At 67.6% G+C, this 16,496-nt stretch carries 17 protein-coding genes and 1 tRNA gene; 10 read left to right on the forward strand and 8 right to left on the reverse strand.

The annotated features are described in order from the left end of the window. Positions 1 to 181 precede the first annotated feature (181 nt). From SFC76_RS05315 to SFC76_RS05325, 3 genes are all read left to right on the forward strand, one after another. The gene (locus SFC76_RS05315; protein WP_038664094.1) at positions 182 to 715 is read left to right on the forward strand and encodes a CarD family transcriptional regulator; all 534 of its coding nucleotides are present in this window, start codon (positions 182 to 184) and stop codon (positions 713 to 715) included. 325 nt (positions 716 to 1,040) lie between these two features. Beyond that, complete coding sequence (locus tag SFC76_RS05320; RefSeq protein ID WP_322848432.1) at positions 1,041 to 1,760, forward strand: head GIN domain-containing protein; 720 nt, start codon at positions 1,041 to 1,043, stop codon at positions 1,758 to 1,760. A 40-nt stretch (positions 1,761 to 1,800) separates the two neighbouring features. Then, complete coding sequence (locus tag SFC76_RS05325; protein ID WP_322848433.1) at positions 1,801 to 2,496, forward strand: GIN domain-containing protein; 696 nt, start codon at positions 1,801 to 1,803, stop codon at positions 2,494 to 2,496. A 140-nt stretch (positions 2,497 to 2,636) separates the two neighbouring features. On the opposite strand, the gene SFC76_RS05330 is transcribed toward SFC76_RS05325, so the two are convergent. Then, positions 2,637 to 3,038, reverse strand: a complete 402-nt coding sequence (locus tag SFC76_RS05330; protein WP_322848434.1) for a DUF1489 domain-containing protein — start codon at positions 3,036 to 3,038, stop codon at positions 2,637 to 2,639. A gap of 16 nt (positions 3,039 to 3,054) precedes the next feature. Further along, positions 3,055 to 4,458, reverse strand: a complete 1,404-nt coding sequence (mgtE, locus tag SFC76_RS05335; protein ID WP_322848435.1) for a magnesium transporter — start codon at positions 4,456 to 4,458, stop codon at positions 3,055 to 3,057. Between the two features lie 124 nt (positions 4,459 to 4,582). Between mgtE and SFC76_RS05340 the strand changes: the two genes are divergently transcribed. After that, positions 4,583 to 5,038, forward strand: a complete 456-nt coding sequence (locus tag SFC76_RS05340; protein ID WP_322848436.1) for a peptidylprolyl isomerase — start codon at positions 4,583 to 4,585, stop codon at positions 5,036 to 5,038. Positions 5,039 to 5,182: 144 nt separating this feature from the next. Here the strand turns inward: SFC76_RS05340 and SFC76_RS05345 are convergent, their stop codons facing one another. Continuing rightward, on the reverse strand, positions 5,183 to 6,070 hold the full coding sequence (locus SFC76_RS05345) for a LysR substrate-binding domain-containing protein (RefSeq protein WP_322848437.1): 888 nt from the start codon (positions 6,068 to 6,070) through the stop codon (positions 5,183 to 5,185). A gap of 252 nt (positions 6,071 to 6,322) precedes the next feature. Between SFC76_RS05345 and SFC76_RS05350 the strand changes: the two genes are divergently transcribed. Further along, complete coding sequence (locus tag SFC76_RS05350; RefSeq protein WP_322848438.1) at positions 6,323 to 8,614, forward strand: CDC48 family AAA ATPase; 2,292 nt, start codon at positions 6,323 to 6,325, stop codon at positions 8,612 to 8,614. A gap of 133 nt (positions 8,615 to 8,747) precedes the next feature. Here the strand turns inward: SFC76_RS05350 and SFC76_RS05355 are convergent, their stop codons facing one another. Together SFC76_RS05355 and SFC76_RS05360 are read right to left on the reverse strand one after the other, a co-directional pair. Beyond that, complete coding sequence (locus SFC76_RS05355) at positions 8,748 to 10,070, reverse strand: MFS transporter (RefSeq protein WP_416222385.1); 1,323 nt, start codon at positions 10,068 to 10,070, stop codon at positions 8,748 to 8,750. Next, a complete protein-coding gene (locus tag SFC76_RS05360) occupies positions 10,051 to 10,374 on the reverse strand; it encodes an antibiotic biosynthesis monooxygenase family protein (protein ID WP_322848439.1) in 324 nt (107 codons plus the stop codon). Before SFC76_RS05360 ends, SFC76_RS05355 begins: the two co-directional genes overlap by 20 nt. A gap of 190 nt (positions 10,375 to 10,564) precedes the next feature. On the opposite strand from SFC76_RS05360, the gene SFC76_RS05365 reads away from it, so the two are divergent. Both SFC76_RS05365 and SFC76_RS05370 read left to right on the forward strand, forming a co-directional pair. After that, positions 10,565 to 11,176: a class I SAM-dependent methyltransferase gene (locus SFC76_RS05365; RefSeq protein ID WP_322848440.1), complete on the forward strand. Its 612-nt coding sequence runs from the start codon at positions 10,565 to 10,567 to the stop codon at positions 11,174 to 11,176. 89 nt (positions 11,177 to 11,265) lie between these two features. Continuing rightward, complete coding sequence (locus SFC76_RS05370) at positions 11,266 to 11,751, forward strand: MarR family winged helix-turn-helix transcriptional regulator (protein WP_322848441.1); 486 nt, start codon at positions 11,266 to 11,268, stop codon at positions 11,749 to 11,751. Between the two features lie 22 nt (positions 11,752 to 11,773). Here the strand turns inward: SFC76_RS05370 and SFC76_RS05375 are convergent, their stop codons facing one another. After that, positions 11,774 to 12,943, reverse strand: a complete 1,170-nt coding sequence (locus SFC76_RS05375; RefSeq protein ID WP_322848442.1) for a phosphatidylserine/phosphatidylglycerophosphate/cardiolipin synthase family protein — start codon at positions 12,941 to 12,943, stop codon at positions 11,774 to 11,776. Positions 12,944 to 13,064: 121 nt separating this feature from the next. Between SFC76_RS05375 and rpoZ the strand changes: the two genes are divergently transcribed. Next, positions 13,065 to 13,409 (forward strand): DNA-directed RNA polymerase subunit omega, encoded by a 345-nt coding sequence (rpoZ, locus tag SFC76_RS05380; protein WP_038664062.1) that lies wholly within the window; start codon positions 13,065 to 13,067, stop codon positions 13,407 to 13,409. Between the two features lie 264 nt (positions 13,410 to 13,673). Here rpoZ and SFC76_RS05385 read toward each other — a convergent pair whose 3' ends face one another. Together SFC76_RS05385 and SFC76_RS05390 are read right to left on the reverse strand one after the other, a co-directional pair. Continuing rightward, positions 13,674 to 14,345, reverse strand: a complete 672-nt coding sequence (locus SFC76_RS05385) for an RlmE family RNA methyltransferase (RefSeq protein WP_322848443.1) — start codon at positions 14,343 to 14,345, stop codon at positions 13,674 to 13,676. A 13-nt stretch (positions 14,346 to 14,358) separates the two neighbouring features. After that, a complete protein-coding gene (locus SFC76_RS05390) occupies positions 14,359 to 15,381 on the reverse strand; it encodes a Ppx/GppA phosphatase family protein (protein WP_322848444.1) in 1,023 nt (340 codons plus the stop codon). A 175-nt stretch (positions 15,382 to 15,556) separates the two neighbouring features. Between SFC76_RS05390 and SFC76_RS05395 the strand changes: the two genes are divergently transcribed. After that, positions 15,557 to 15,630 (forward strand) — tRNA-Gln (locus tag SFC76_RS05395). A gap of 646 nt (positions 15,631 to 16,276) precedes the next feature. After that, on the forward strand, positions 16,277 to 16,477 hold the full coding sequence (locus SFC76_RS05400; protein WP_322848445.1) for a hypothetical protein: 201 nt from the start codon (positions 16,277 to 16,279) through the stop codon (positions 16,475 to 16,477). Positions 16,478 to 16,496: the final 19 nt, after the last annotated feature.

Genomic DNA, 16,496 nt, shown 5'->3' on the forward strand with positions numbered 1-16,496 from the left:
CAGTCCAACTGGCTTATCCACGCTGGTAATTTTGTTGCGACTGTGTTAAAAGTGTCCACGACGGGCATGATGAGTCCTGCCCGTCAGGAGACACTCGTACCAACCATCCTCGCCGTCCGGACCCGCGGGTATCCCGCCCCGGACGATCCTCGCGACGGATGCGATCCAGAAAGGCCCGTTCATGGCTGCCAAGGCATTGTCCTTCGATGTCGGTGATTACGTTGTTTATCCGAAGCATGGCGTCGGCCGTGTGATCGAGCTGCAGAAGCAGGAGATCGCCGGTACCAGCCTCGAGCTGTATGTGCTGCGTTTCGAGAAAGAGCGGATGACGCTCCGCGTCCCCACCAACAAGGCCGAATCGGTCGGTATGCGCAAGCTCTCGTCGGACAAGACGATGCGCGAGGCGATGGAGACGCTCAAGGGCAAGCCCAAGGTGAAGCGCACCATGTGGTCGCGTCGTGCGCAGGAATATGAGGCGAAGATCAATTCGGGCGACCTCGCGTCGATCGCCGAAGTGGTCCGCGACCTGTTCCGCGCCGACGACCAGCCCGAGCAGAGCTATTCGGAGCGGCAGATCTTCGAAGCGGCGTGCAGCCGCCTCGCCCGCGAACTCGCCGCGATGGAAGAGGTCGACGAGCCCAAGGCGCAGGAGAAGATCCTCGACATCCTCCGTGCCGCGGCGGCGATCTACAACAAGGAGAAGGTGCCGGCGTAAGCCGTCCACCTCTTCGGTGAAGCAAGAGGGCGGTCCCGCGGGGCCGCCCTTTGTCTTTTGGGGCGGGTGCCGCGCCTATGAAGAGGCAGGGCGGTTGTATTCGATCGATCGTGTTTCCAACCCGATACCGTCACCCCGGCCTTGCGCCGGGGCCCGCTTCTTCGGACGGCGCGAAAAGAAGCGGGATGCCGGATCAAGGCCGGCATGACGGAAGTGCCGTTGCAATACCGCAACCGATCATCTGCGATAGCCCTGCACCAAGAGGGACGGCTTGCCCTCACCGCAAGCGTGTATTATCATGGCAATACACGTGGAGGAACGAACGATGCAGATGGTCGCGATTGTCATGCTCGGTGCGATGCTTGCCGGCTGTTCGATGAGTGACGGCGACGGTCCCGGCGTCACGCCGACCGGCAGCGGGACGACGCGCAGCTATGCGGTCGCGGACTTCTCCAACATCGATCTGACTGGCAGCGACGAGGTCGAGGTGCGCGCCGGCAAGGCCTTTTCGGTGCGCGCCGAGGGGAAGCCCGAGGATCTCGACACGCTGCGCATCGCCAAGGACGAGGCGACGCTGGAGATCGGGCGCAAGCGGTCGTTCCGCTGGGGGCACGGCGGGAAGGTCACCGTCTACGTGACGCTGCCGCGGCTGGCGCAGGCGAGCGTCACCGGATCGGGGACGATGGCGGTCGATCGCGTGGCGGGCGACGCGTTCAAGGCGGACGTGACGGGATCGGGCGATCTCAACATCGCCGCACTCACCGCCGATCGTGTCGAGGTCTCGATCGCCGGGACGGGCAACGTCCGCGCCGGCGGCGCGGTCAAGGAGCTGACGGTCGAGGTCGCGGGCACCGGCAGCCTCGATGCCGCTGGGCTGCGCGTCGCGCGTGCCGACGTCTCGGTCAACGGCACCGGCGACGTGCGCGCTGCGGTATCCGGAACCGCCAAGGTGCAGGTCGCCGGGACGGGCGACGTCGACCTCGGCGCGGCGGCGCGCTGCACCGTGTCGAACACGGGCACCGGCTCGGTGCGCTGCGGGCGCTAAACCCTTGCTGCACCGGTGCAGCGGTGCGACGCTCATCGCCATGATCCGTCTGCTCGCGCTGCTGCTGCTCCTGCCCTCCGAGGCGATGGCCGAAGAGCGCCGCGTCGCACTCGGCAGTTTCGAACGGGTGCGGATCAACGGCGCGTTCGAGGTGACGATCACCAGCGGCTCGCCCGGCGCCACGGTGATCGGCGATCGCGGCGTGATCGGCGACATCGACCTGCACGCCGAGGGCACGACGTTGACCGTCCGCCAGACCAGCACCGGGCGCTGGGGTGAGCAGCGGCAGGCGGCGGCGAAGGTACCGGTGCGCATCCTGCTCGCGACGCCGCGGCTGAGCGGCGTCATGGTGAACGGCGGCAGCAAAGTGGCGGTGGCGCGGCTGATCGGATCGCGCGTCGATCTTGCCGCCGCCGGCACCGGTGCGATCCAGGTCGGGGCGGTGCAGGCGGACCAGCTTTCGGTGCAGCTCGCCGGCGACGGCAGGATCGGCCTCGCCGGGCGCGCCACCACGGTGCGGCTGGTCGCGAGCGGCGCGGGCACGATCGATGCGGCGGCGCTGGAGGCGAACGACCTCGACGTGCATCTCGACGGCCCGGGCACGGTGAGCGCCCGCGCGCGCTATACCGCGGTAGTGGCGAGCAGCGGGCTGGGGACGGTCACGGTGACCGGTCGCCCGAAATGCCGGGTCATCGCCGCCGCCGGTGCGCCGGTGACATGCGGGGCGGGGGAATAGCGACGGCTATCGCATATCGCTGATTGCCTCGCTCTCCTTCTGTCACCCCGCCTCGCGTTGGTGTCCCGCTTGTTCGGAACGGTGGGAAGAAGCGGGATGCCGGATCGAGTCCGGCATGACGGGGGATCCGCGCGGGGGGCTCAGATGAGCGCCAGTTCCGCTAGCTTGCCGACCAACGCCGGCGGCATCGCCGCGAGCCCGTCGGTTTCGCCGCCGAGGTCGACCGGGGCGTCTGCCGCCTCGAGATAGCGCCAGCCCTGATGCGCGCGCTTCGGCCGCGCCTGGACCAGCACCAGCGCTGGATCGATATGGATCGCGACGCGGCCACCCTCCGCCTCGCCGAAGCCGAGGATTGCCGAGCGCGCGACCAATTGATGCTTCAGGATCCAGAACAGCGAGCCCTGTCCGGCGACCTCCTCGTGCCGCTTGGGAAGGTAGCGGGTGGTGAGGAACACGGGCCCGTCGGCGGCGCGCAGGGCAAGGCGTTCGGCGAGATGCTCGACACTGGTCGCGCCGAAGGCCACTTTCGTCAGGTGCAACATGGACGTGCGATGTGGGTCAGGCGTGCAGTCCCCACAAGGTCGCCAGACCCAGGAACGAGAAGAAGCCCATCGTGTCGGTCAGCGTCGTCACGAACACCGCCGAGGAGACGGCGGGATCGATGTTCATCCGGTCGAGCGTCACCGGCACCAGCACGCCGCCGAGCCCCGCGGTAATGTTGTTGGTGAACATCGCCGCGGCGATGACCAGAGCGAGATCCGAGCGGCCGAAGATCAGGAAGGTGCCGATGCCGATCAGCACGCCGAGCGCGACGCCGTTGGCGGCGGCGATGCGCAATTCGCGGAACACCATCCAGCGCGTGTTGGAATCGGTGAGCTGGTTGGTGGCGATCGCGCGGACGACGACGGCGAGCGTCTGCGTCCCGGCATTGCCGCCCATCCCCGAGACGATCGGCATCAGGATGGCGAGCGTCGCGAACCCGGCGATCGTGCTTTCGAAGACGCCGACCACCGACGAGGCGATCATCGCGGTGCCCAGATTGACCACCAGCCACATCAGCCGCGTGCGCACGGTCAGCCGGATCGGTTCGTTGATATCGCCGTCGCCCGCACCGGAGAGCAACAGGGTATCCTCGCCCGCTTCCTCCTGGATGATGTGGACGATGTCGTCGACGGTGATCATGCCGACGAGGCGATTGGCCGCATCGACCACCGCCGCGCTGATCAACGCATATTTCTGGAAGCGGAGCGCGACCTCTTCCTGGTCCATGTCGACCGGGATCAGCGTCTGTTCGCGCTTCATCACGTCGGCGATCGCGATATTGCCCGGGGTGCGCAGGATCCACGACAATTGGCAGGTGCCGACCGGGTGATGGCCGGCATCGACGACGAAGATCTCCCAGAAATCGGTGGTCAGTTCCTCGTGGCCGCGCAGGAATTCGATCGCGTCGCCGACCGTCCAGTGATCGGGCACCGCGATCAGCTCGCGCTGCATCAGGCGGCCGGCGGATTCCTCGGGATAGGACAGCGCCTCCTCGATCGCGGCGCGATCGTCGGGGTCGAGCGCGCGCAGCACCGCGCGCTGGTCGGCCTCCTCCATGTCCTCGATGATCGCGACGGCGTCGTCGGTATCGAGTTCGGAGGCGAGATCGGCGACCTCGGTCGGCGTCAGCGCGTCGATCAAATCCTCGCGGACGTAATCGTTCATCTCCGCGAAGACGTCGGCGTCGAGCAGGTCCTTGAGCGCCTTGGCGAGCGGCCCGCGATCCTCGTGCGGGGTCAGCTCGAACAGGTCGGCGATGTCGGCGGGATGGAGCGGCTCGACCAAGGCGCGCGCCGCCTCGTCGTCGCCCTCGGCGACCGCGTCGAGCACCGCATCGACGAATTCGGGACGCAGGCGGTCGTCCTCGTCCAGCTCGTCCTGTTCGGGCGCGGGCGCCTCGGGAAGTTCGGTCTCGCTCATCGCTGCCTCCTCCCGGCGTTGTCAGCCCGCGCTCTACCGCGCTGCGGCACGATTGGCCACCCTCGCGGATTTGCCCTTCGGCGTCAGCGATACTACCTGCACGTCAACCATAAGAGGACAGACCATGGCCGATACGTACAATACCCTGACGCTGACGCTCGCGGACGGCGACGTCACGATCAAGCTGCGCCCCGATCTCGCGCCCAACCACGTCGCGCGGATCGCCGAGCTGGCGAACGAAGGCTTTTACGACGGCGTCGTCTTCCACCGCGTCATCCCCGGCTTCATGGCGCAGGGCGGCGACCCCACCGGCACCGGCACCAGCGGGTCGGACAAGCCGAACCTCAAGCAGGAATTCAGCAAGGAGCCGCACGTGCGCGGCGTCTGCTCGATGGCGCGGACCAGCGATCCGAACTCGGCGAACAGCCAGTTCTTCATCGTGTTCGACGATGCGCGCTTCCTCGACAGCCAATATACCGTCTGGGGCGAAGTCACCGACGGCATGGACTTGATCGACGCGCTCCCCAAGGGCGAGCCGCCGCGCGAGCCGGGCAAGATCGTCAAGGCCCGCGCCGAGTAAGCCGCAAACTCCTCCCCGGCACGGGGAGGGGGACCGCGTCGCAGGCGTGGTGGAGGGGGCGCACCGCGGGCGTGCCGTTCGTGAGAGCCCCCCTCCGTCAGCGCTGACGCGCTGCTACCTCCCAGTGCCGGGGGAGGAACGGCTTCACACCTCGCCGAGGGTCTGGATCAGCCAGTCGTGGAACATCCGCACCGGGCGCTGGTGCAGCGCGCGCGGGCGGCAGACGAACCAGTAACTGTACGGGCTCTCGACGACGATATCGAACAGCCGCACCAGCCGCGGATCGCGCGCCTCCTGGAAGTGGCTTTCGTGCATGAAGGCGACGCCGAGCCCCTGGGCCGCCGCCTCGAGCATCAGCGCCCCCGAATCGAAATAGTCGATCGCCAGCGGCTCGATGCCGGGATCGACCTTCGCCGCCTCGCGCCAGGCGGTGAAATTGTCGGGCATCTCGCGGTGGATCAGCGCAGTGAGGCGGGAGAGCTGTTCGGGCCGCGTCACCGGGTCCGGCCCGTCGAGCAGCGTCCGGGCGCCGATCACATAGACCGAATTGCGATCGAGCCGCTTGGCATAGAGCGTCGGCTCGATCTCGCGCGACAGGGCGATGACCGCATCCAGCCCCTCGCCGAGTCGGGCGACGCCGTGGCCGGCGGTGTCGATATCGAGATGCAGTTCCGGATGCGCCGCGCGCAACTCGCCCAGCCGCGGAAACAGCCGTTGCGACGCGAACAGCGGCAGGATGCCGAGCCGCAGCCGCAGCACCTCGACCGTCCCGGTCATCGCCTCGACCGCGTCGGACAGGCTGTCGAGCACCGGCGCGATCTGCCCGAGCAGCCGTTCGCCATCCGCGTTCAGCACCATCGCCTGATGCCGGCGTTCGAACAAAGGCCTGTCGATAAAGCGTTCCAGCGACTGGACGCGGCGGCTGAGCGCCGGCGCCGATAAGGCCAATTCGGTCGCTGCGGCCTTGACCGAACCCAGTCGTGCGACCTGTACGAAGGCCTCGATCGCGCCAAGCGGCGGCAGTCTGCGCATGACGATCCTCCCGCATCCGTTTCTGACCTATCGTGCCAGTGAATGCAACTTCTGCAATCGTAATGCATCTTTTCGCACTTGCAACATAAAGCTGCGGACGACAAAAGGGACGGGCCTTTCAGGCATCCTCTCCTAAAACTTTCACGGGCCGGCCCTTCGGGGCTGGCCCTTTTTTTGGTCCGGCGGGCGGTGGCGCAGGCGGAACCGTCTCCCTATCTCGCACGCTCGAAACGGTTTCGAGGATCAACGTGCATGGCCGATAGCGATACCACCACTCGCAAGATCCAGGTGGCGAACAGTCGCCCGGAGGATTCCGGCCGCGGCCTCGCGCATCTGCCGCGCAGTCTGATGGCGGCGCTGGGGGTGGGTGAAGGCGACGTGATCGAAATCGTCGGCAAACAATCGACCCCGGCGCGCGCGGTCGGTCCCTATACCGAGGACGAAGGGATCGAGGTGCTGCGCATCGACGGTCTGCAGCGCGCCAATGCCGGCGTCGGCGCGGGCGATTTCGTCGAGGTACGCAAGGTCGAATCCAAGCCGGCGACGCGCGTCGTCTTCGCGCCGGCGCAGGCCAATCTGCGCCTGCAGGGCCAGCCGCAGGCGCTCAAGCGCACCTTCTTCGGCCGGCCCCTGTGCCAGGGCGACGTCGTCGCGACTGCGGGGCATCAGCGCGTCGGCAACATGCCGCCGGGCATCCAGCAGTTCATGAACGCGCCCGCTTATGCCTTGCAGGAGATCCGCCTCGCGGTCGTCTCGGCGAGCCCGAAGGGTGTCGTCCATATCGACGAGAATACCGAGATCGAGCTGCGTCCCGAATATGAGGAGCCGACGCAGCGCCGCGCCGACGTCACCTATGACGATATCGGCGGCATGGCGCAGACGATCGACCAGTTGCGCGAGATGGTCGAACTGCCGCTGCGCTACCCCGAATTGTTCCAGCGGCTCGGCGTCGATCCGCCCAAGGGGCTGTTGCTCTACGGCCCGCCGGGCACCGGCAAGACGCGGCTCGCGCGGGCGGTGGCCAATGAATCGGACGCCAGCTTCTTCCTGATCAACGGACCGGAAATCATGGGCTCGGCTTATGGCGAGTCCGAGGGCCGCCTGCGTGAGATCTTCGAGGAGGCGGCCAAGTCGGCGCCGTCGATCGTCTTCATCGACGAGATCGATTCGATCGCCCCCAAGCGCGGCAACGTGCAGGGCGAGGCGGAGAAGCGTGTCGTTGCGCAGTTGCTGACGCTGATGGACGGGCTCGAATCGCGCGCCAACCTCGTCGTCATCGCCGCGACCAACCGGCCCGAGGCGATCGACGAGGCGCTGCGCCGGCCGGGCCGCTTCGATCGCGAGATCGTCGTCGGCGTGCCCGACGAACGCGGCCGGCGCGAGATTCTCGGCATCCACACCCGCGGCATGCCGCTGGGTGAGAAGGTCGATCTCGCCGAGCTGGCGCGCACGACCTACGGCTTCGTCGGTGCCGACCTCGCCGCGCTGACCCGCGAGGCGGCGATCGAGGCGGTGCGGCGGATCATGCCGAAGCTCAACCTCGAGGAGCGCACCGTGCCGCCCGAGGTGCTCGATACGCTGTCAGTCACGCGCGAGGATTTCCTCGGCGCGCTGAAGCGGGTGCAGCCGTCAGCGATGCGCGAGGTGATGGTCGAGGCGCCGCGCGTGCGCTGGGAGGACGTCGGCGGGCTCGATGCCGCGCAGACCCGGCTCAAGGAGGGCGTCGAACTGCCGCTCAAGGACCCGGATGCGTTCCGGCGGCTCGGCATCCGGCCGGCCAAGGGCTTCCTGCTCTACGGCCCGCCGGGCACCGGCAAGACCTTGCTCGCCAAGGCGGTCGCGCGCGAGGCGGAGGCGAATTTCATCGCCACCAAATCCTCCGATCTCCTGTCGAAATGGTATGGCGAGAGCGAGCAGCAGATCACCCGGCTGTTCCAGCGCGCGCGCCAGGTCGCGCCGTGCGTGATCTTCATCGACGAACTCGATAGTCTGGTGCCGGCGCGTGGCAGTGGTGCGGGCGAGCCGCAGGTCACCGAGCGCGTGGTCAACACCATCCTCGCCGAGATGGACGGGCTGGAGGAACTGCAATCGGTCGTCGTGATCGGTGCGACCAACCGGCCCAATCTGATCGATCCGGCGCTGCTGCGGCCGGGGCGGTTCGACGAATTGGTCTATGTCGGGGTGCCCAATACCGAGGGGCGGCGGCGCATCCTGTCGATCCAGACGCAGAAGATGCCGCTCGCCGGCGACGTCGATCTCGACGTGGTGGCGAAGCGGACGGATCGCTTCACCGGTGCCGATCTGGAGGACGTGGTGCGGCGCGCGGGTCTGGTCGCGCTGCGGCGGTCGCTGCAATCGACCGAAGTGACGATGGCCGATTTCGAGGAGGCGCTGACCGAATCGCGGGCGAGCGTCACGCCCGAGATGGAGAAGGATTACGAGCAGATCGCCTCGCGCCTGAAACAGGATGCGGCGGCGATCCAGCCATTGGGCTTCATCTCGCCGGGGCAGTTGCAGAGCCGCGGCGGCAAGGCGGACGTGTAAGGCCCTCCCCGGAACGGGGAGGTGGCGCCCCGCGAAGCGGTGACGGAGGGGGCGTCCACAGGCGTTGCGCTTGCGGTGATCCCCCTCCACCACGGCCTGCGGCCGCGGTCCCCCTCCCCGTACCGGGGAGGAATTAGATCCGCTCCTTCAAACTCGCCCACGCATAGCCGAAGAGCAGCACCAGCGCCGCCGCCGCGGTCAGATACGGCAGCGGCCGTGCGATCTCGTACAGCCCGACGCCGATCGACGGGCCGAGGACGAAGCTGGCGCCGTTGACGCTGGTCACCTTGCCCGCGACCGATCCCTGCGCCGCCGGCCCGACCGCGAGGCTCGCGCCGGCGGTGAAGCCCGGCCGGGTGAAGCCGAAGCCCAGATTGGCGAGCGCATAGGCGGTGGCGATGCCGTACAACGACGTCGCCACGCCGGTCAGCGCCACCCCCGCCGCGGCGAGGACCAGCCCGGTGAGCACCAGCCGCCGCGGCGCGAGGCCGAGCAGCGGGATCACCCCCCATTGCACCAGCAGCGCGGCGCCCGCGCCCATCATCAGCACGATGCCGGTCGGCTCCAGCGCCTGATCGGGCGGGATCGCCAGCCGGTCGATCACCAGGAAGCCGATCGCCTGGCTGGTCATCGCCTGTGCATGGCCCATCACCAACCCGGCGATCATCCAGCCGCGCACGCGACGGTCGAGATAGCCGACCCGCTCGGCATGCGGCTGGGTCGCGGCGGCGACGCTAGCGCCGGTCGGCGCGCCGCCGATCGACGGATAAGCGGAGGAGGCGCCGTGTTCGCGATGCCCCGCGCGCCGGTCGTCGGGCAGCAGCGCCCGCACCGCGATCCACACGCCGACGCCGAACAGCGCGAAAACGAAGGCGGGGCCGGCAAGCCCGATCACGACCCCGCCGATCGTGCCGAGCAACAGATAGGGTGCGATCGCCGGGCCGAGGATGGTGCCGAGGCCGAACGCGCTCGCCAGCAACGTCAACGCACGGGTGCGATCCTGCCGGCTGGTCTCGCCGGCGACCAGCGCCTGCACCGCCGGCGGCGCGGCCGAACCGAACGTGCCGTAGATCAATCGACCGCCGATGAAGCAGCCGAACGCCGCGGTGCCGCCGATCCAGCCGTTGATCCCCGCCGCCAGGAACAGCCCGCACAGGCCCAGCGACACCGCGAAGCCGCCGACGCCGAGCAGGATCAGCGCGCGATGGCCATGCCGGTCCGACCGGTTCGCCCAGAACGGCGCGGCGATCACCCACAGCAGCGCCGATACCGAGAAGGCGGCGGCCACCGCCCGGTCGGCGACGCCGAGCGACCGGCCGAGCGCCGGCAGGATCGACTGCAACGCGGTATTGCCCGCCGCGATGGTCAGCATGACGAGGAACAGCAACGCGAAATGCGGATCGATCGTGCGCGGGTCCGCCCTCACCGCCGCGTTCTCACGATCGCGTCCAGGCATAAGCGCGCGTCGTCGTCGTCACCGTGACGCGATACCAATCGTACCAGCGCGCGCGGCCCTGATTGCGGATCGCAACGTGGTCGGGATGGTCGCGCCAGGCCTGCGCGCTCGCCGTGTCGGCCCAATGGCTGATCGTGATGCCGATTCCATCGGCGTCGCGGACGCTGTCGACGCCGCGATAGCCGGGCTGCGCCGCCGCCAGCGCGTCCATCGCCGCGGCGGCGGCGTCGTAGCCCGCCGCATCCTCGCCGTTGCGCCGCGATATGAAGATCACCGCGACCTCGCCTTCCACCGCCCGCTGCATCGCCGTTCACCCCCGTTTCGAGCCCATCCGGGTCCGTCCTAGGCCACTGCGGCGGCGGGGCAAGTGCGGGCCGCTGCGATGAACCGCGTTGCCAAACGCAACCGTGCGTCTTGAAACGCGTTCGGAAAACGTGGCACGGGGTGTCACCCGCGTGTCGACGCGGGCCGATTACGAGAACGACAGGAACACGATGCCCAGTCCGACCACCGCCGCCCGGCGCAATTCCCGTCCAGCCGGCGTGCCGAGTCCGGTCGCGATGTTCTTCCAGGGGTTCCTCAAGCATCCCGTGATGGTCGGTTCGATCATCCCGTCGTCGGACAAACTGATCCGCAAGATGCTCGGCCCGGTCGACTGGACCGCCTGCAAGCTGTTCGTCGAATACGGTCCTGGCGTCGGCACCTTCTGCCGCCCGATCCTCGAGCGGATGGCGCCGGACGCGACGCTGATCGCGATCGACACCAACGCCGATTTCGTCCGCTATCTCGATCATACCATTACCGATTCGCGGTTCGCCGCGGTCGAGGGCTCGGCCGCCGACGTCGAGCAGATCGTCCGCGATCACGGCCACGATCACGCCGATTACGTGCTGTCGGGCCTGCCGTTCTCGACGCTGCCCGCCGGCGTCGGTCCGGCGATCGCCTCGGCGACGCATCGCGTGCTGCGCACCGGCGGCGCGTTCCTCGTCTATCAGTTTTCGCCGAAGGTGAAGGATTTCCTCACCCCGCATTTTGAATCGATCGATCACGACATGGAATGGTGGAACGTGCCCCCCGCGCAGCTCTATTGGGCATGGAAGGATTGATCGCGAAACGCCGTATCTGCGAAATTTAGATGCGTTTTCGGATGCGAAACCACTTCCCTTTTATCCGGGGTTAAGTTAGCCCGTCCGTTATGGACGCACCAAAGCTGTCATCTGCCCTGTTCCTGCACGATTCGGCGATCCGCCGGGGCATGGAGCTGATGATCTTCGCCCAATCGCGCTTCGTGCGCAGCGCGGACGACAAGCTCGCCGAGATCGGCCTGGGGCGGGCGCATCATCGCGCGATGTATTTCATCGGCCGCAAGCCCGACATCACCGTCGGCGAGCTGCTCAACCTGCTCGGCGTGACCAAGCAATCGCTCGGCCGGGTGATGAAGGACCTGGTCGATCGCAGCCTCGTCCAGATGCGCCACGGCGATCTCGACCGCCGCCACCGGCTGCTGCGGCTGACCGACACCGGCGAGGCGCTCGAACAGGCGCTGTACGAGGAACAGCGCGAGAAGATGGCGCGCGCTTATTCGCATGCCGGCCAGGAGGCGGTGGCGGGCTATTGGTCGGTGCTCGAAGCGCTGATCCCCGAGGCGTCGCGCGTGCACGTCGACGCGCTCGGGCGCTGAGGGGGCAGGATAGGCGCTCGCCCTATTCATCGATCCCGAAATTGAGCCCGCGCGACACGCTCGGGTCGACCACCGCGATCATCAGATAGGCGAAGAACTGACGGATGCGCTGCACCGGGCCGGTATGCGCCTTGTACCACGCCCTGGTGATCGGCTGTGACCGCGCGATCTCCCCCTCGACATAGCCGCGGACATGGTCGGCGAAGGCGCGATCCTCGACGCGGAACATCAGCTCCATGTTGATGAACAGGCTGCGCATATCGAAATTGGCCGAGCCGACGTGCACCGCATCGTCGATCACGTACAATTTGGTGTGCAGCTTGGTTGGCTGATATTCGAAGAGCTGCACGCCCTTGCGCAGCAGCCCGGCATAGGTGAACCGCGCGGCGGCGATCGTCGCGGCATTGTCCGACTTGGCGGCGGTGACGATCCGCACCTTGGCCTTGCGCCGCCCCGCCTTGTCGAGCCGGCGGAGGATGGTGGGCGAGGGGGTGAAATAGGCGGCGATGATGTCGATCCGCCGGCCGCGGCGCAGATCGTCGCGCACCGCGCGCGCCCAGGGCGACAGCCGCCGCGTCGGGCCGCCGATCAGCCAGCGGGTCAGGCCGCGCGTCTCGCTCCAGCGCGACAGCGCCGCGTTGAGGTGGCGCACCTTGCCGCCGGGCTCGCGCACCCAATCGTGCAGCGCGTCGAAATAGCCGGCGAGCCGCCCCGCCGCCGGCCCCTCGACGAGCAGGCCGAGATCGCGCCACGCGGCATCGGCGGGGGTGCCGAAATAATCGTCCTCGACGTTGAAGCCGCCGATGATGATCCGCTGCTCGTCGCTGCCCGCGTCGGCGAGCGCGAGCTTCTGGTGGTTGCGCAGCAGATAGCGCCGGCCGAAGCGCGGCGAGAAGCGGCACACCGACACGCCCGCCGCGCGTAACGGTGCGTAGAAGGCATCGTCGGTCTCGCTGCCAAAGCCGTCGACGATCAGCGCGGTGGCGACGCCGCGTTCCGCCGCCGCGATCATTGCGGCGTTGACGCGCCGGCCGGTCGCGTCGTCGGCGTAGATATAATAAAGGATGCGCAGGTCGGTTTGCGCGCCCTCGATCAGCGCGAGCAAGGCGTCGAGCCGCCGCGGCCCGGTGTCGAGCAGCGTCAACCGGTTGCCGTCGACGGTGAAGGTCGGCTGGGGGGCGGGGTCGGCCATCGCCCGTCTGTGGCGATTGCGCCGCCGCCGTACAAGCGCAACTGCGCATTTCTTGACTTTGCGGACGCACCCGCTTACGCCCCCGCCTTCACTGCATCGGTATTTGCGAAGGAAAGCGTCCATGGCGCGCGTCACTGTCGAGGATTGCGTCGACAAGATCCCCAACCGCTTCGATCTGGTCCTGTTCGCCGCACAGCGCGCGCGACAGATTTCGGGCGGCGCAGAACTGCTGCTCGATCGCGATCGCGACAAGAACCCGGTCGTCGCGCTGCGCGAGATCGCCGACGAGCTGGTCCGTCCGGACAATCTCGAAGAGGCGGTGATCAACAGCCTGCAGCGCGTCCAGATCGACGACGACGACGAGGTCGACGCGGTCGGCTCGCTCTCGGCCTCGGCCGAGGCGCTCCGCCTGACCGCCGCCGCGCCGCCGCGGAACCAGAATCTGGGTGCAGATTACGACGGGTGAGCATGAGGCCCCGGTTTAGCCACGCTAAACCGGGATCGGCCGAATGCCGGCCAGCGGGCGCCAAGCCCGACTGACGACGCGGCTTTGCCGCGTCGTTTGCGTTTGGGGGAATGTGCATCCGCGCATCGGTCATCCCGGCGTTCGCCGGGATGACGAGGGTGGGGTCGAGGGACGGCACCGGTCCGCGCCGCGGCGAAGCCGCGTCGTCAGTCGTCGCGTGCCGCGACGCTGGCCGGGGCAGGTCCGCGACGCGGACTAGCTGCGCTACTCCGCTGACCTGCCCTTGAACCCCTGCGCGACGACGAACCATTCCACCGAGCCCTTGCGGCTCGCCGGTGGCTTGGCGTGCTTCACCGTGGTGAAATTGCGCTTCATCTCGGCGACGAGCTGCTGGTCCGCGCCGCCGGCGAACACCTTCGACACGAACGTGCCGCCCTTCTCCAGTACCTCGACCGCGAACGCCAGAGCGGTCTCGACCAGCGCCATCGTGCGCAGCGCATCGGTCTGCGGATGGCCGACGGTGTTCGCCGCCATGTCCGACAGCACCAGATCGGGCGCGCCGCCCAGCGCCTCGATCAATTTGCCCGGCGCGGCATCGTCCATGAAGTCCATCTCGAAGATCGTCACACCGTCGATCGGATCGACCGGCAGCAGGTCGATGCCGACCACTGCCGCCTTGGGCAGACGGCGCTTGATCACCTGGCTCCAGCCGCCCGGCGCGATGCCGAGATCGACGACGCGCTTCGAACCGCGGATGATGCCGAACCGCTCGTCGAGCTCGATCAGCTTGTACGCGGCGCGACTGCGATAGCCCTCCGCGCGCGCGCGCTTGACATAGGGGTCGTTGAGCTGGCGTTCGAGCCAGCGCGTCGATTGCGCGGTGCGGCCGCGCGCCGTCTTCACCCGCGTGCGCAGGCCGCCACCATCCCGGCTCAAGCGATCTTCCTCTTCACGGTCGGGGACTCCCCATCAGACGTCGCAAAATGCCCTCGCGGATGCCGCGATCGGCGATGCCGAGCCGCTCGGCCGGCCAGAGATCGAGGATCGTCTCGAGGATCGCGCAGCCGGCGACGACCAGATCGGCGCGCTCCGACCCGATACAGGCGAGCTGCGCGCGCTCGCGCACCGACTTGCGCGACAGATCGGCGCTGATCCGGCGCATCGCATCGGCGGGCACGATCAGCCCGTCGACCTGCGCGCGGTCGTAATGGCTGAGGCCGAGGTGGACGCTGCCCAGAGTCGTCACCGTGCCGCTGGTGCCGAGCAGGCGCGGCCGCGCCACGTCCTTGGGCAGGCGCGCGGCGAAATCGGCGAAGCTCTCGGCGACGATGCTGCGCATCCGGTCGTAAGCGGCGAGCCGGCCGCTCTCGCCCTCGCCGCCGCCGGCATGTTCGGTCAGCGACACCACGCCCCATGGCGCCGAATGCCAGTCGAGCACGCGCGGCATCGCGCCCGGCGTCGTGTCGATCAGCACCAGCTCGGTCGAGCCGCCGCCGATGTCGAAGATCAGGGCCGGATCGTCGCCCGGCTCGATCAGCGCATGGCAGCCGAGCACGGCGAGCCGCGCCTCTTCCTCGGCGGAAATGATATCGAGGTGGATGCCCGTCTCGGCATAAGCGCGGGCGATGAAGTCGGTGCCGTTGGCGGCGCGGCGGCACGCCTCGGTCGCCACCGAGCGCGCGAGCGTGACGTTGCGGCGCTTCAATTTGTCGGCACAGACGCGCAGCGCCGCGATGGTACGCTCGATCGCTGTGTCGCTGAGCCGCCCGGTCGCGGCGAGCCCTTCGCCAAGTCGCACGATCCGCGAAAAGGCATCGACCACCGCGAAACCGTCGCCCTGCGGGCGCGCGATCAGCAGGCGGCAATTGTTGGTGCCGAGGTCCAGCGCGGCGAACGCCTGCGCGTCGGACCAGCGGCCGCGGGGCGGCCGGCTCGGCGCCGGACGGGCAGGGGGCTCCTGCCGGTACGGCATTCGGGCGGATCGATCCCCCATAGCCGTGGTGACTTTCTGTTTTGTACTGCCGTCGCGGGACGATACCCGCTCGGTGCTTGCCCCCTAGGTAGCGCGTGCGGGCGCTTGCGACAAGCGGAGGTGCTTTGCCCCGTTGACAGCCCGGCACCCGCGCCCTAAATGCGCCGCCTGCGATTGCCCGATCCTCTAATGGTAAGAGAGCGGACTCTGACTCCGTCAATCAAGGTTCGAGTCCTTGTCGGGCATCCAGTTTTCTGCCGAGCAAAGCTAACTGGCAGTTACGCGAGAGCTATGTGGCGAACATGCGCTACAGCTGGTTTTTAGAACGAGCAGTTTTCGCCAACGAGGGCTAAGCGACGATCCGACATGATCGTCAATGAGCAGCAAAACGCCGAATAATCGCATGTTTTGATGATGGCCCCGGCGGTATCGAGTGCTCGAATCATCGTAGTGGGGTCCATCATGCCAATAGCGATGCTAGGCTACGGTCTAACGTGCGCATGGCTTTGGCCCTGACGTCAGTCAGACGTGCAGTACGACATGGTCCGCCGGGGCCTGGGATCATCATGAGCTCGTTCCCAGCTTGGGCGCTGTCGCTCACCGTGAGTTGGCTGATAGCGCGTCGTTGGCGGACGATAGTCGGTGATGACGTTCGTATGGATCGACTCCAAGCCCTCGGAGGCTAGAGCGCGATTCCGCAGCAAAAGCACGAGCTTCTACCGTCCACCAAGCGCAAGGGCACCGAAGCCAAACGGGATCTACCTTCGCCTCTGGGCAGCCTGCGGTCGCAAAATCGACGTCGGCCTCGATTAAATCATTTTGGATCCAACGTTCTCTTGATCCGGTGTTTGATCGTAGTACTGTGACGTGCCGTTCCGGCAAAAGAGGGGTTCTTATGCAAGTTGTAGAACTTAACGCGGACGAACTGGAAGCGATCAACGGCGGTTTCAGCGCCACCCACTTCATCTGGGGCACTCTCGGCGTCATGGCCGGCGGCGGCATCGCCGCGGCGGGCCTGGGAACTCCGATCAGCATCGCCGGCGCAGCGTTGGCTGGTGGATCGGCGTCGATCGTAGCTGCATCCTTCTACGAGTAACGGACGATCCCCGGGGCGA

The sequence above is a fragment of the Sphingomonas sp. CD22 genome (genome assembly GCF_034556155.1).
In the GTDB taxonomy this organism is placed as follows: Bacteria; Pseudomonadota; Alphaproteobacteria; order Sphingomonadales; family Sphingomonadaceae; genus Sphingomonas.